The sequence below is a fragment of the Pseudomonas sp. MDT1-85 genome (genome assembly GCF_054898065.1).
In genome coordinates, this window is sequence record NZ_CM142715.1 from 4977847 (window position 1) to 4991243 (window position 13397).

General features: G+C 60.3%; 12 protein-coding genes. 3 read left to right on the forward strand and 9 right to left on the reverse strand.

The genetic code is table 11. From position 1 onward, the window contains the following. Positions 1 to 24: 24 nt before the first annotated feature. Complete coding sequence (locus ACYZT2_RS22375) at positions 25 to 378, reverse strand: putative quinol monooxygenase (protein ID WP_461967414.1); 354 nt, start codon at positions 376 to 378, stop codon at positions 25 to 27. A gap of 395 nt (positions 379 to 773) precedes the next feature. Here ACYZT2_RS22375 and ACYZT2_RS22380 point away from each other — a divergent pair, with 395 nt between their 5' ends. Beyond that, positions 774 to 1703 carry an AraC family transcriptional regulator gene (locus tag ACYZT2_RS22380; RefSeq protein ID WP_461967416.1) on the forward strand — a complete coding sequence of 310 codons (930 nt, stop codon included), beginning with the start codon at positions 774 to 776 and terminating at the stop codon, positions 1701 to 1703. Positions 1704 to 1815: 112 nt separating this feature from the next. On the opposite strand, the gene ACYZT2_RS22385 is transcribed toward ACYZT2_RS22380, so the two are convergent. The 6 genes from ACYZT2_RS22385 to ACYZT2_RS22410 form a co-directional block, all read right to left on the reverse strand. After that, positions 1816 to 2871, reverse strand: coding sequence for an ABC transporter ATP-binding protein (locus tag ACYZT2_RS22385; protein ID WP_461967418.1), 1056 nt, complete (start codon positions 2869 to 2871; stop codon positions 1816 to 1818). A 13-nt stretch (positions 2872 to 2884) separates the two neighbouring features. Continuing rightward, a complete protein-coding gene (locus tag ACYZT2_RS22390) occupies positions 2885 to 3733 on the reverse strand; it encodes an ABC transporter permease (protein WP_461967420.1) in 849 nt (282 codons plus the stop codon). Beyond that, complete coding sequence (locus ACYZT2_RS22395; protein WP_030128156.1) at positions 3730 to 4638, reverse strand: ABC transporter permease; 909 nt, start codon at positions 4636 to 4638, stop codon at positions 3730 to 3732. The genes ACYZT2_RS22390 and ACYZT2_RS22395 overlap by 4 nt, the downstream gene beginning before the upstream one ends. A 195-nt stretch (positions 4639 to 4833) precedes the next feature. Next, positions 4834 to 5937 carry an ABC transporter substrate-binding protein gene (locus tag ACYZT2_RS22400; RefSeq protein WP_461967423.1) on the reverse strand — a complete coding sequence of 368 codons (1104 nt, stop codon included), beginning with the start codon at positions 5935 to 5937 and terminating at the stop codon, positions 4834 to 4836. A 218-nt stretch (positions 5938 to 6155) separates the two neighbouring features. Further along, the gene (locus ACYZT2_RS22405; RefSeq protein ID WP_461967425.1) at positions 6156 to 7616 is read right to left on the reverse strand and encodes an aldehyde dehydrogenase family protein; all 1461 of its coding nucleotides are present in this window, start codon (positions 7614 to 7616) and stop codon (positions 6156 to 6158) included. Then, on the reverse strand, positions 7613 to 9250 hold the full coding sequence (locus ACYZT2_RS22410; RefSeq protein ID WP_461967427.1) for a 5-guanidino-2-oxopentanoate decarboxylase: 1638 nt from the start codon (positions 9248 to 9250) through the stop codon (positions 7613 to 7615). The genes ACYZT2_RS22405 and ACYZT2_RS22410 overlap by 4 nt, the downstream gene beginning before the upstream one ends. Before the next feature lie 159 nt (positions 9251 to 9409). Here ACYZT2_RS22410 and ACYZT2_RS22415 point away from each other — a divergent pair, with 159 nt between their 5' ends. Next, on the forward strand, positions 9410 to 10291 hold the full coding sequence (locus tag ACYZT2_RS22415; RefSeq protein WP_461967429.1) for a LysR substrate-binding domain-containing protein: 882 nt from the start codon (positions 9410 to 9412) through the stop codon (positions 10289 to 10291). A 125-nt stretch (positions 10292 to 10416) separates the two neighbouring features. Here ACYZT2_RS22415 and ACYZT2_RS22420 read toward each other — a convergent pair whose 3' ends face one another. After that, positions 10417 to 11031 (reverse strand): NAD(P)-dependent oxidoreductase, encoded by a 615-nt coding sequence (locus tag ACYZT2_RS22420; protein ID WP_461967431.1) that lies wholly within the window; start codon positions 11029 to 11031, stop codon positions 10417 to 10419. 184 nt (positions 11032 to 11215) lie between these two features. After that, positions 11216 to 12097 carry an MBL fold metallo-hydrolase gene (locus tag ACYZT2_RS22425; protein WP_461967433.1) on the reverse strand — a complete coding sequence of 294 codons (882 nt, stop codon included), beginning with the start codon at positions 12095 to 12097 and terminating at the stop codon, positions 11216 to 11218. Positions 12098 to 12211: 114 nt separating this feature from the next. On the opposite strand from ACYZT2_RS22425, the gene ACYZT2_RS22430 reads away from it, so the two are divergent. Further along, the gene (locus ACYZT2_RS22430; RefSeq protein ID WP_461967435.1) at positions 12212 to 13117 is read left to right on the forward strand and encodes a LysR family transcriptional regulator; all 906 of its coding nucleotides are present in this window, start codon (positions 12212 to 12214) and stop codon (positions 13115 to 13117) included. The last annotated feature ends 280 nt before the right edge of the window (positions 13118 to 13397 follow it).

The following is a 13397-nucleotide window of genomic DNA, read 5'->3' on the forward strand; positions in this document are numbered from 1 at the left end:
ATGGAGAATGGCGCCATTAAACCCTCAACCGACGAGTTTGTGTACCGCTACCTGGGACTGGCCAAGGGCCTGGGCCGCCGAGACATCCTTGAAGGTATGGAAATCCAGGCTGTTGACCACCAGTTCCTGCACCAGCTCGGCAAAAATCTGCATCGCCGGGCTGCCGAAGTAAGCGGTCATGGCCTGTTGGTTGGCCCAGAAACCAGACACCAGCCACAACTCCGGATCACATTGCGAGTGCTGCAGGGCGAAGCTCAGGCAACCCGGCGCGTTGCGCGATGGCTCGATCAGGGCGCTCAGGCGCGCACCGAGTTCTGCCGATCGCCCGGCGCGGGCGCGGACGAAGGCCATATGACTGACGGGGATCTGCGTAGACATGTTCAACCCTCCCAGGTCATCCAGTGGCAGCCGGGACGGGCTGCGACAGGATCCAAGATTAGGCGGCGTGTCGCAGTTATCGTTAGTCGATTCCTGCCGACGCATTGCACAATCCTGCGAGACTGCACACTGGACCTGTAACAACCTGTAAAACAGCGTCACACGGTTGTCATACGCGTTTTGTGTAGGAGCTGCCGAAGGCTGCGATCTTTTGATTTTGCCTTGAAGATCAACAGATCGCAGCCTTCGGCAGCTCCTACAAGGTTGAGTGGCGACAGGCAGTGAAAACACCCCCGGCAGAATCAGGCAAGCATTTCGCAGAATGTGTCTACCGCTGTCGCTTGCACAAACTTATGCTCTGCTCCATTCCACCTCCCTTGCCGAGGATGCCGTGCATGACGTCATTCGATCGTTTTCAAGCCGAACCCACCGCTGACATGGAAAAGCAGCGCGCGGAACTGGCGGCGATCATCCGCCGCAACACCATCGACGATGGCAGCTACGAGACCGCCATCGGCTCGCTGTTCATGTCGCGCCACACCAAATCCCACGACTTCGCCCCAGTGCTCGCGCAACCGGCGCTGTGCATCATGGCGCAAGGTCGCAAAGAGGTACGGTTGGCCGATGAGTTCTTCAATTACGACCCGCTGAATTATCTGGTGGTGTCGGTTTCGATGCCGCTGAGCGGGCGCGTGGTCAATGTTTCGCCGCAAGAGCCGATCCTCGCCGTGCGCCTGGATATCGATCCCACAGAAATCACCGCGCTGATCGCTGACGCGGGTCCCATGGGCGTGCCAACCCGGCCGACCGGGCGGGGTTTGTATGTCGAGCAGATCGACAGCTCCATGCTCGATGCCGTGTTGCGTCTGGCGCGTTTGCTGGACACACCGAAAGACATCACCATGCTTGCGCCGCTGATTCGCCGGGAGATTCTGTATCGGCTGTTACGCAGCCAGCAGGGTCATCGGCTGTATGAGATTGCTATCGCCAACAGCCAGAGCCATCGCATCAGCCAGGCGATCAAATGGCTCAACGGCAATTATGAGCAACCGCTGCGCATTGATGATCTGGCGCGGGAAGTGAACCTGAGCGTGTCGACATTGCATCACCGTTTCAAGGCGATGACGGCGATGAGCCCGCTGCAGTATCAGAAGCAGTTGCGCCTGCAAGAGGCGCGGCGCTTGATGCTGGCTGAAGGGCTGGAGGCATCGGCGGCGGGTTATCGGGTCGGGTATGAAAGCCCTTCGCAATTCAGCCGGGAGTACAGCCGATTGTTCGGGGCGCCGCCGCTCCGGGATTTGGCGCGGTTGCGGTTGAGTGTTTAGCCAAGTTTGATGTTGATTGTTCCGGCCTCATCGCGAGCAGGCTCGCTCCCACATTGGATCGGTGTACACCGGACCCTGTGGGAGCGAGCCTGCTCGCGATGGGGCCAGTAAGTCAGGCGCTTAGTACTCGGCAAGCCTCAGCCGGCAATGTCACCGACACCGGATTGCCAATGCTCAACCCAATCCCCTGACACGGCGTGCTCAACGCGGTAAACGACACCCCGGAACATTCGACGGTGGTTTCAATCGTCGCACCGATATCCCGCACAAACGTCACCTTCCCGAGCAAGCGATTCCCCGCCGTCGCCAGAGGTTGCGACAGTTGCAGGTCTTCCGGGCGGATCAGCATTTTTACCTTCTCCCCCACCACAATGCTGCTGCAGATCGGCACTTGCAGCGCATCGCCACCGGGCAAGCTGACCTTGCCGTTGCCCAGCGCCGTGGCCGGGAAAATGTTGCCCGAACCAATAAAGTCCGCAACGAACTCATTGGCCGGATGCCGATAGATTTCAATCGGCGTACCGACCTGCTGCACCCGATGCTCACCCAGCACCACCACGATGTCTGCCATGGTCATGGCTTCGCGCTGGTCGTGAGTGACCATGATGGTGGTGATGTTCAAACGCTGTTGCAACTGACGGATTTCCACCTGCATCGACTCACGCAACTTGGCGTCCAGCGCCGACAGCGGTTCATCGAGCAGAAGGATTTTCGGCCGCGCGGCAATCGCCCGGGCAATCGCCACGCGCTGACGCTGACCACCGGAGAGTTTCGCCACCGGGCGATCAATCATTTCCTGCAGCTGAATCAGCTCCAGCAACTCCACCACCCGCGCCTGTTGATCAGCCTTGCTGACCCCGCGCAGTTTCAGCGGATAGGCAATGTTCTCCCCCACCGTCATGTGCGGAAACAGCGCCAGCGATTGAAACACCATGCCGAAATTGCGTTGGTGCGCCGGCGTCTGGCCGATGTCTTCACCGTCCAGGCGAATCTCGCCACCGGTCAGGGTTTCAAGCCCGGCGATCATCCGCAACAAGGTGGTTTTGCCGCAGCCCGAAGGGCCGAGAAAACACACCAGTTTGCCCTCGGGCAAATGCAGGTTCACATCCTTTACCGCGCAGGCCGAGCCGTAATGTTTCTCGACGTTTTCCAGAATCAGACCAGTCATGTTGCACCTCAAATCAAAAGGAAACGCCACCTTCGCCGACCAGCTTCTCCAACGCCCAGATCAGGACGAAGTCGATCAGCACAATCAGCACGGCAAACGAGAAAACGGTAGGGTCGAGCGAAGACACGGTGCGGCTGTACATCCAGATCGGCACGGTCATGACGTCGATGGTGTAGAGGAAATAGGTCACGGTGAATTCGTTGAACGAGACGATGAACGCCAGCAGCATGCCCGCCAGAATCCCCGACTTCATCAGCGGCACCACCACATCGACAATCGCCCGAGTCGGTGAAGCGCCGAGCATTTGCGCGGCCTCTTCGACTTCGCTGCCGATGGAGAGCATCGCCGCGGTGCAGTTTTTCACCACGAACGGCAGCGCCAGAATCACATGGGCAATCACCAACCGCGAGGTAGTGATGTGGAACGGCAGGCTGTCGAACACCAGCAGCAAGGCCAGGCCCAATACCACCATCGGAAATACCAGCGGCAGCGACATCAATTGCAACGCCACGGCCTTGCCGCGGAACTCGCAACGGGTCAGGGCATAGGCTGCCGGCACCGCGATAATCGTGGCGAAAATCATGGTCAGGCAGGCCACCATCAGGCTGGTGGTCATGGCTTTGCCGAGGCTCAGCACATCGCTGGAGTCTGGCGACACGAAGGTGTCCCAGGCGGCTTTGTACCATTGCAGGCTATAGCTGCTGGGCGGGAAGTCGAGGTTCGACGCACCGCTGAACGACATGACGATCATGGTCAAAATCGGCAGCACTGCCAGCAGCAAAATGAAGCCCGACAGGATGCCGGCGAACTTTCCGGTATCGCCTGGCAGCAGCGAGTGGCGCTTCTTGGTCAGGGAACTCATTGCGAAGCCTCCAGCATGCGCCGACGACGGCCAGTGATGTATTCGGACAAGGTCATGATCGCCAGGGTGGTAACGATCAGCACCACACCGGCAGCCGACGCGGCGGGCCAGTTCATCAGCGGAGCGATCTGGTCATGCACCATCACCGCCAGCATCGGCACGCGCCGACCACCGAGTAGCAGCGGCACCACGAAGCTGCTGGCGTTGTAGGCAAACACCAACGTCGCGCCGGTGATGATCCCCGGCAAACTCATCGGCAACACCACCTGGCGAAACACCTGCAAGCGACTGGCGCCGAGGGTGGCAGCGGCTTCTTCGTAAGTACGGGCAACGCCGCGCATGGCGCTGGCAATCGGCAGCACGGCCAACGGGAACGCGGTTTGCACCAGCCCCATCAATACGCCGTTCTGGTTGTAGAGCAGCATGATCGGCCGCTTGATCAGGCCCAGGCCCATCAGTGCCTGATTGAGCATGCCGCCGGGGCCGAGAATCACCAGCCAGCCGTAGCTTTGCAGCAGCAGGTTGACCAGCAAGGGCAGCAGCACCGCCGCGAGGAAGATCCGCCGCACAAACGGTGAGGTCAGCCGCGACATGGTGTAGGCGACAGGGATTGCCAGCAGCACCGCAATCACCGCGCTGATCAGCGCCAGGCGCAAGGTCAGCAGCAACGATTTGAGGTAATACGGTTCCAGCAATTGGGCGTAACTGGCCAGGCTGAACCCGGTCCACTCCGCGCCTTTGGTGCCGACGCTCATGCGCAGCACCAAGAGGCTCGCGGCAATCAGCACGCCGAGAAACAGCATCGACGGCGAGAGGAAAAGCCAGGCACGCGCCGTCGGTGAGACACCCCGATTGATGCGCACGGGTGCGGCGCTTACCGGATGGGTCAGAGGTTGGTGTTCCATAGCAAGGGTCTCGTCAATGGAAAGTAGCTGAGCGAGCACAGGCCTCGAAATCACATTGGCCCCTTGTGGGAGCGAGCCTGCTCGCGATAGCGATTTGTCAGTCGACATCAATGCTGAATGTCAGTCCGCAATCGCGAGCAGGCTCGCTCCCACAGGGGATCTACAGAGTTTTCAGAACCTGCGTTCGCCACTCGATCAGGAAGAAAAGATTTCCGTGTAACGACGAATCCATTGGTCATGCACGGTGGCCAGGAAGGCGTTGTCGTGCATGATCGCCTTCTCGGCAATCTGCTCCGGCGTGAGGATGTACGGGCTCTTGCGTGCTTCGGCGGAGATGATCGCCTTGGCGTTGACCGGGCCGTTGTAGATGTCTTCGGCCATCTTGCCCTGCACCAGCGGGTCCAGAGAGTGGTTGATGAAGGCGTAGGCCAGGTCGGTATCGCCCGGACGATTCTTCGGCATCACCGACAACATCAGGTCGGTGTAGAAGCCTTCCTTCATGCCGAACGTGGCGCCCAGGCCGTAGGCCGGATCGCGAATTTGTTTCGGGAAAAACGCCGGCGCGTACAAGCCGCCCATGTCCAGGGAGCCGGTGCGGAACAGCTCGGCGATCTGGTTCGGGTTTTCGCCCAAGGTCACGACGCGATCTTTCAGCTCGGCGAGCTTCTTGAAGCCTGGCTCGATGTTGTGTTCGTCACCGCCGGCCAGTTTGGCGGCGATGATGATCAGGTCCATGGCCTCGGTCCAGTTCGGCGGCGGCAGGAAGATGTTCGGCGACAGCTCTGCGTCCCACAGCGCGGCGTAGCTGTCCGGCGCTTCTTTGATGGTGCGGGTGCTGTAGACCAGGCTGTTGCACCACAACAGGTAACCGATGCCGTGACCGTTGGCGCCAGTGCGGTATTGCTCCGGTACGTCGATCAGGTTAGGGATGCGGTTGAGATCGGGTTTTTCCAGCAGGTTGGCGGCGGCCAGACCTTCGGCGCCGACGCCGGCCAGAGTGATGATGTCGTACTGCGGACGATCACCGCCGGCCTTGAGTTTGGCGACCATTTCCGAGGTGCTGCCGGTACGGTCGGCGATGACCTTGCAGCCGTACTTGGCTTCAAAGGTTGCCGCGATGTTGCGCAGTGCGGCCAGACCCGTGTCATCGGACCAGGTCAGCAGGCGCAGGGTCTTGCCCTGGAAGCGTGTGTCGCTGGCATTGGCCTTGACGAAGGGCAAACTCATGGCCGCCGCGGCTACGGACGCCACGCCCACGGTTTTAATGAATTGACGTCTGTTTAAATCATGCTCGCCCATGAAGGACTCCCTTTGTTTTTGTAAGTATGAGGTTGGTCGCAACCCTTGCATCCGCGCGGTCAGATCCGCTGCAAGCCCCCGGTTTCAAAGGGCTTGAGTTGAGCCGACCGCTTCATCCTGAGGTCGTGCAAAACACCTGACTATCGATAAAAACTCATTGAAGCCATGACGCTGGCGCATGCCTCATCGAGAGGCATGCGCTCACCTTTTTCGTGCTGTCAGAGGGCCCGAATCACGTGTTTGATTTCCTGGAAAGCCTGCAAGCCCCACGGCCCCAATTCGCGGCCGATACTGCTCTGCTTGTAGCCACCCCAAGCGGTCTGCGGGAAGATCACTTGCGGCGCGTTGATCCATACAAGCCCCGCCTGCAAAGCGTTGGCGACCCGATCCGCGGCCTCGCTGTTGCGAGTGACCACGCTGGCCACCAGGCCGAACTGGCTGTCGTTGGCCAGGGCAATTGCCTCGGCTTCAGAGGTAAAACTGCGCACGCAGATCACCGGGCCGAAAATCTCTTCGCACCACAGCGCACTGTCGAGGGGCACGTCAATGAAAATGGTCGGCTGCAAAAAATAGCCGCGTGCCAGGTCCGCCGGACGATTACCGCCGCAGATCAACTTCGCGCCAGCGCTCAAACCGCGATCGATGTGACCCAGCACACGTTGGTATTGCGCCTGATTGACCAGTGCGCCCATTTCCACGTTCGGGTCGAACGGGTCGGCCACGCGAATGGCTTCGGCGCGGGCCTTCAATCGCGCTACAAATTTTTCCGCCAGCTCATCGGCAACCAGCACGCGGCTGGTGGCGGAACACATCTGCCCGGCGTTGAAGAAACCTCCGCCACAGGCCACTTCCACGGCCAGCTCGATGTCGGCATCTGCGAGTACCAGCAGCGAAGATTTTCCGCCCAGTTCGAGGCTCACGCCTTTCACGGTTTCCGCCGCCCGCTGCATCACCTGCACGCCCACCGCATTGCTGCCGGTGAAGGAAATCTTGGCGATGCGTGGGTCAGCCGACAGCGGTGCGCCGACGGCCAGGCCAGTACCGCAGACCAGATTGAACACGCCCTTTGGCAAACCGGCCTCAGCGATGATCGCTGCCAGTTCCAGCTCCGGCAGCGGCGTCACTTCAGACGGTTTGAGCACCACGCAGCAACCGGCGGCCAGGGCCGGGGCGAGTTTCCAGGCGGTGGTGACCATCGGGAAATTCCACGGCACGATCAGCCCCACCACACCGCATGGCTCGCGGCGCAAACGGGCGCTGAAATCGTCGCTCGGCAACGCCACGGCGCTATCCTGTTTCGCGTCCAGGCCTTCGGCCAGATCGGCGTAATACTCGAACGTGGCGATTACATCGTCGACATCGATGGCCGCTTCGAACAGCGGTTTACCGTTGTTGCTCGACTGCAATTTCATCAACTGTTCGCGACCGGCCTGCACGCCAGCGGCGATTCTGCGCAAGATCGCCCCGCGCTCGCCGCCGGTGGTTTTCGACCACGCTTTGAACGCATGGGTCGCCGCCGTGACGGCCTGATCGACAGCGTGTTCATCGCCACCGTTGACGGTTGTCAGCAGCGCTTCCGTCGCCGGGTTGATCACGCGCAAATGTTCGTTGCCAGCCGACCATTTGCCGTCGATGTACAGGCCATCAAGCGTGGTCGGGAACGTCGCAGAAAAACTCATTTCGACACCGCCTTCATCCACTGGGTCTGATCGATTTCAATCAGGGTCGGGCCCTGGCGATCGGTGGCGAGGCGCAATGCACTGCGCAGTTCTTCGACACCGCTGACCGCCTCGGCCGCACAGCCCAGCGCCTTGGCCACACCAATGAAGTCCGGGGTGTAGATGTCCACGCCAATCGGCTCGATGGCGCGGTTGACCATGTATTTCTTGATCTCTTCGTAGCCCTGGTTATTCCACAGCAGCACGATCACCGGGGTGCGTGCTTCCACCGCACTGGCCAGTTCCGGCAGGGTGAATTGCAGACCGCCGTCGCCGATCAGGCACACCACCGGAGGCCGTGCGCCGCCTTCGACATTGCCACCGAGCCAGGCGCCAATCGCTGCCGGCAAGGCGTAACCGAGGGTGCCGTAACCGGTAGACGAGTTGAACCAGCGGCGCGGGCGTTCCGGGTTGAACGTGAGATTGCCGGTGTACACCGGTTGGGTCGAATCGCCGACGAACACCGCGTTCGGCAATTCGTGCAAAACGGTCTCCAGGAAGCGGGTCTGGGCCAGCGTCGGGGCATCCCAGGACGCGGCCAATTCATCGCGCAAACGCGCGGCACGCACCTGGCCCCAATCGTTGCGACGCTCGGCCAGCGACTTGTGGGACAGCGCACTCAGCAAGGCCTGAGCGGCGTTGCGCGAGTCGGCGACCAACGCGACTTTCGGCGGGTAATTACGCACGGTCTGGTCGGGGTCGATGTCTACGCGCAGCAATACACCAGGAATTTCGAAGCCGCCGGCGAAGGTGACGTCGTAATCGGTTTCGGCCAGTTCGGTGCCGATGGCCAGCACCACGTCGGCCTCGGCGACCAGCGCGCGAGTGGCTACCAGGCTTTGGGTCGAGCCGATCAGCAGCGGGTGACTGGATTCGAGCATGCCTTTGGCATTGATGGTCAGGGCTACTGGCGCATCCAGCAGTTCCGCCAGCTCGGTCAATTCAGCCGCGGCATCGATGGCGCCGCCACCGGCGAGAATCAACGGGCGCCTGGCACCGGCCAACAAGTCGGTCATGCGGCTGATCGCGCTTGGCGAAGCACCGGCGCGGTCGATGTTCACCGGCACGCTGGCGAGCAAGTCATCGGCCTCTTCGACCAATACGTCCAACGGGATTTCGATGTGCACCGGACGCGGACGGCCTGCCTGGAACAGCGCGAAGGCGCGGGCCAACACGCCCGGCAATTCAGCCGCCGACATCAAGGTGTGGGAGAACGCTGCGACACCACCGACCAGTGCGCTTTGATTCGGCAGCTCATGCAGCTTGCCGCGACCACCGCCCAATTGGCTGCGCGATTGCACGCTGGAGATCACCAGCATCGGGATCGAGTCGGCGTAAGCCTGGCCCATGGCGGTGGTGATGTTGGTCATGCCAGGGCCGGTGATGATGAAGCACACACCCGGTTTGCCGCTGGTGCGCGCATAACCGTCGGCCATGAAACCGGCGCCCTGTTCGTGACGCGGAGTGACGTGGTTGATGCTCGAACGGGCCAGCCCGCGATACAGCTCCACGGTGTGAACCCCGGGAATGCCGAACACCTGCTCGACCCCGTAACCTTCGAGTAACTTGACCAATACTTCGCCGCACGTCGCCATGTCTTTGCCCTTTTTGTTCGTTTGAGACGCCGGGCCTGCGCAGTGTTTATGATGGGTTGGCAGGTCCAGGGATGGCCTCATTGGAACGGGCGACACGTAGCCGCAACAATGGATAAAAAGTCATACTAGCCATGTCCTCACGTCATACCTTGGATCCCAATGAAACGATTGCCTCCCCTGCCGGCGCTGCACACTTTTCTGATCACCGCGCAGTGCTGCAACTTCACCCGGGCCGCCGAACAGCTGCACATCACCCAAGGCGCGGTGAGCCGGCAGATCGCCGGGCTGGAAGATCATCTGGGTTATGAGCTGTTCATTCGCCAGGCGCGGGGCTTGAACCTGACCGCCGCAGGACGGGAGTGGTTGCCACGGGTGCAGCAGATTTTCGGCCTGATCGACGAGGCCGTGGAGCAGATCGGCGAGAAGCGCGAAACCCTGCAACTGAAAGCCCCGACCTGCGTGATGCGCTGGCTGTTGCCGCGCCTGTTGCAGTGGCAGAAGGAGCGCCCGGATGTGCCGGTGGAATTGACCACCACGGTGAAACACGGCGTGGACTTTCATCGCGAGCAGTTCGATGCGGCGGTGATGTATGGCCCAACGCCGGACAGTTCACTGGCTTCCCAACATCTGTTTGATGAGCAACTGACGCCCGTGTGTTCCCGACCGATGCTTGAAGGGCCCATGGCTTTGCAGACACCGGCCGATCTGCAACAGCACTTGTTGCTGCACCCCACCCGCGATGAACGGGACTGGAACGCCTGGTTGAAAGCCGCGGATATTCGGCTGAGCAATGTCGGCAAGGGGCAGCATTTCGAAACCCTGGATTTGGCGATGTCGATGGCGTCTCAGGGGACAGGTGTAGCGATTGGCGATTGGTCGTTGATCGGCGATGACCTGAGTGCCGGGCGGCTGGTCATGCCCTTTGACTTGAAGGTGAAAACCGGGTTGGCGTATTACCTGGTGTTCCCCGAAAAACCGGAACCTTCGCCGAAACTGCGCGAATTGATGGGGTGGTTGGTGGAGCAGGCTCAAAGCCGCTGATCCCCCTGTAGGAGCTGCCGAAGGCTGCGATCTTTTGATCTTTAACGCCTTCAAAGTCGCCGAAAATCGAAGATCAAAAGATCGCAGCCTTCGGCAGCTCCTACAAGTTTGCGGTGTGGCGGGGATCAATACCCGACAGTAAACCGCTGACGTGAATACTTCGGTGCTTCCACTTCATCAAGCAGCGCAATCGCGAAGTCAGCAAAGGTAATCCAGCTGCGGCCCTCTGCACTCACCAGCAAGTCATCCTTGCCGACCCGAAACAAGCTGGTGCGCTCACCTTCGACAAACTCTGCCGACGGCGACAGGAAGGTCCAGTCCAGCTCCTTTTCCTGATGCAAGGTATTCAGGAACGCGGCACCGGCGCTGGCCTCGGCCTTGTATTCCTCAGGGAAGCCTTCGCTGTTGATCACCCGAGAGCCGTCCGGCAGCAACAGCGAACCGGCACCGCCGACCACCAGCAGACGCTTGACCCCGGCCTTCTTCACCGGCTCGATGATCGCGCTGGCCGGGATGGTGGCGAAATGTGCAGCGCTGATCACCGCATCATGCCCGGCCACGGCAGCTTGCAATGCAGCAGCGTCGAGCACGTCCACGTTTTTGCTCACGACCCCGGCACGCGGGGCGATTTTCGAGGTGTCGCGGGCGATGGCCGTGACGCTGTGACCGCGACGCAGGGCTTCTTCCAACAGTTGGCCACCGGCACGACCGGTGGCACCGATGATTGCGATATTGCTCATGACGTTTCTCCAGTTGGTTTGGGTGAATCTGTACAGGTGTGACAGACGCAGAACCAAGGAGCGAGGCTTGCCCGCGAAGAACGATAACGCGGTGTACTTGATGCACCGCGTTATCGTTCTTCGCGGGCAAGCCTCGCTCCTACAGGTTCTGCGTCGTCCCCCCTCGCCACAAAATCTCAGCGGATCACCACTTCATCTCGCCCTTGGCGACTTTGGCGCTCAGCTCGAGCGAGCTTTCTTCACCCAGGGACGGGTAGCGTTTTTTCATTGCGGCGATCAGTTCGACAGCGTCTTTCGCCTTGGCGGTTTCTTCGTCGAACGCCTTGATGTAATCGGCGGTGAACTGCACCGCCGCCAGCGAGCGAGCGCTGTCACCGAGGTAGTGACCCGGCACGATAGTGTTCGGCTTCAGCGTTTCGATCGCATGCAGGGTCGTCAGCCAATCGGCATGGGACTGCGGAGTCTGGGTGTCAGCCATCCACACGTGAATGTTTTCGGCGACAACCACGCCACCGACCACAGCCTTGATCGACGGGATCCATACAAAGCTGCGATCTGGCTGCTTGCCGTCCAGGCCGATCACCTGCAATTTCTGCCCTTCCAGCATCAGGCTATCGCCCTTGAGCACCTGCGGCACGATGGTTTTGTTCGGCACGTCAGCGCCCATTTTCGGGCCCCAGAATGCCAGTTTGCCGTCGACGGTTTTTTTGATGTGATCAACAGTCGGTTGCGAAGCCAACACTTTGGCTTTCGGAAATGCTTTGGTCACAGTGTCGAGACCGAAGTAGTAATCCGGGTCACCGTGACTGATGTAGATAGTGGTCAGTTGCTTGCCGCTGGCGCGGATTTTTTCCACCACTTGTTCGGCTTGGGCTTTGCCGAATTGCGCGTCCACCAGAATCGCTTCTTTCTCGCCACTGACCAGCACCGAGGTCACCGGGAAGATCGCGTTGGTTCCAGGGTTGTAGACGTCCAGCGTCAGGGTGGACGCCGCAGCGGCATGGGCCGCGAAGCCGAGCGTGGCGGTTGCCAGAAGAATGCGTTTGATTGAAGTGAAGCCGATCATCTGTTGCTCCGTTGTCCAAATGCCGTGTTTGGCGATGGGACAGAGCTTAGTTGCCTGGTTCGATACAAAAAATGCGATGCTTGAACATAGTTTGTTTCTGAAAGCGGGCAAATCATGGATCGTCTACAAGCAATGCGGGTGTTCGTCACGGTGGTGGACCTGGGCAGCCAATCGGCTGCAGCCGATCACCTGGACCTGTCACGGCCGGTGGTTTCACGTTATCTGGCGGAGTTGGAGGATTGGGTCGGCGCGCGCCTGATGCACCGCACCACACGCAAATTGAGCCTGACCGCGGCCGGTGCGGAAATTCTGCCTCGCTGTCGGCAGATGCTCGATTTGTCCACCGACATGCAGGCCGCCGTCAGCGAACCGGACGACGCACCGCGAGGCCTGCTGCGGATCAGCGTCAGCACCTCGTTTGGCCAGGCGCAACTGGCGGACGCCATGGCGGCTTACGTCAAGCGTTACCCCGGCGTCAGCATCGATATGCAAATGCTCGACCGCACAGTGAACCTGGTGGATGAACGCATCGACCTGGCCATCCGCACCAGCAACGACCTGGACCCGAACCTGATCGCCCGACGGCTGACAGTCTGCCGTTCAGTGATCTGCGCTTCCCCCGCTTACCTGCGCGAGCATCCGACACCGCAACGCGTCGAGGACCTGAGCCTGCACAACTGCCTGACCCACTCCTACTTCGGCAAAAGCCTCTGGCATTTCGAACAGGATGGCGAGCCTGTCTCGGTGCCGGTGCAGGGCAACATCAGCGCCAACGAAGCCAGCACGCTGTTGCGCGCGGCCATGGCCGGTGCCGGCGTGGCGATGCTGCCCAGCTATCAGGCGGGTGTGCATATTCACAGCGGCGAACTGATCCGCCTGCTGCCCCAGGCCGAACCGCGGCAGATGAACATCTACGCGGTGTATGCCTCACGCAAGCACATGCCGGCGGCGTTGCGCAGCATGCTGGATTTTTTGGTGTTGAGGTTTCCGCAAGAACCGGCGTGGGATATCGGCCTGTAGATACGGTCATCCTGTAGGAGGGGCCATCACGTCAGCAACTCTGTTGGCAGACCGTCCGATTTCTGGCAAGCCAGTTCCTACAGGGCTCATCAGTACCCTGAATTGGTAACTCACCGGCCCTGACCTATGCAAAAGGTAATACCTAAGGGTATTGGTTCAGAGGTCTGCGCCATGAACATCAAAACAAGAAGGTACCTCGCCATTTTCATCAACTTCGCGGTCACGCCGTTGGTCAATACTGACAGATCTGACAGTAGGCACCCCTCCTTCTTTCCTGTTT

Coding starts and splice junctions, on each gene's coding strand:
- ACYZT2_RS22375 (WP_461967414.1), bottom strand. CDS start 378: ATGTCTACGCAGATCCCCGTCAGTCATATGGCCTTCGTCCGCGCCCGC.
- ACYZT2_RS22380 (WP_461967416.1), top strand. CDS start 774: ATGACGTCATTCGATCGTTTTCAAGCCGAACCCACCGCTGACATGGAA.
- ACYZT2_RS22385 (WP_461967418.1), bottom strand. CDS start 2,871: ATGACTGGTCTGATTCTGGAAAACGTCGAGAAACATTACGGCTCGGCC.
- ACYZT2_RS22390 (WP_461967420.1), bottom strand. CDS start 3,733: ATGAGTTCCCTGACCAAGAAGCGCCACTCGCTGCTGCCAGGCGATACC.
- ACYZT2_RS22395 (WP_030128156.1), bottom strand. CDS start 4,638: ATGGAACACCAACCTCTGACCCATCCGGTAAGCGCCGCACCCGTGCGC.
- ACYZT2_RS22400 (WP_461967423.1), bottom strand. CDS start 5,937: ATGGGCGAGCATGATTTAAACAGACGTCAATTCATTAAAACCGTGGGC.
- ACYZT2_RS22405 (WP_461967425.1), bottom strand. CDS start 7,616: ATGAGTTTTTCTGCGACGTTCCCGACCACGCTTGATGGCCTGTACATC.
- ACYZT2_RS22410 (WP_461967427.1), bottom strand. CDS start 9,250: ATGGCGACGTGCGGCGAAGTATTGGTCAAGTTACTCGAAGGTTACGGG.
- ACYZT2_RS22415 (WP_461967429.1), top strand. CDS start 9,410: ATGAAACGATTGCCTCCCCTGCCGGCGCTGCACACTTTTCTGATCACC.
- ACYZT2_RS22420 (WP_461967431.1), bottom strand. CDS start 11,031: ATGAGCAATATCGCAATCATCGGTGCCACCGGTCGTGCCGGTGGCCAA.
- ACYZT2_RS22425 (WP_461967433.1), bottom strand. CDS start 12,097: ATGATCGGCTTCACTTCAATCAAACGCATTCTTCTGGCAACCGCCACG.
- ACYZT2_RS22430 (WP_461967435.1), top strand. CDS start 12,212: ATGGATCGTCTACAAGCAATGCGGGTGTTCGTCACGGTGGTGGACCTG.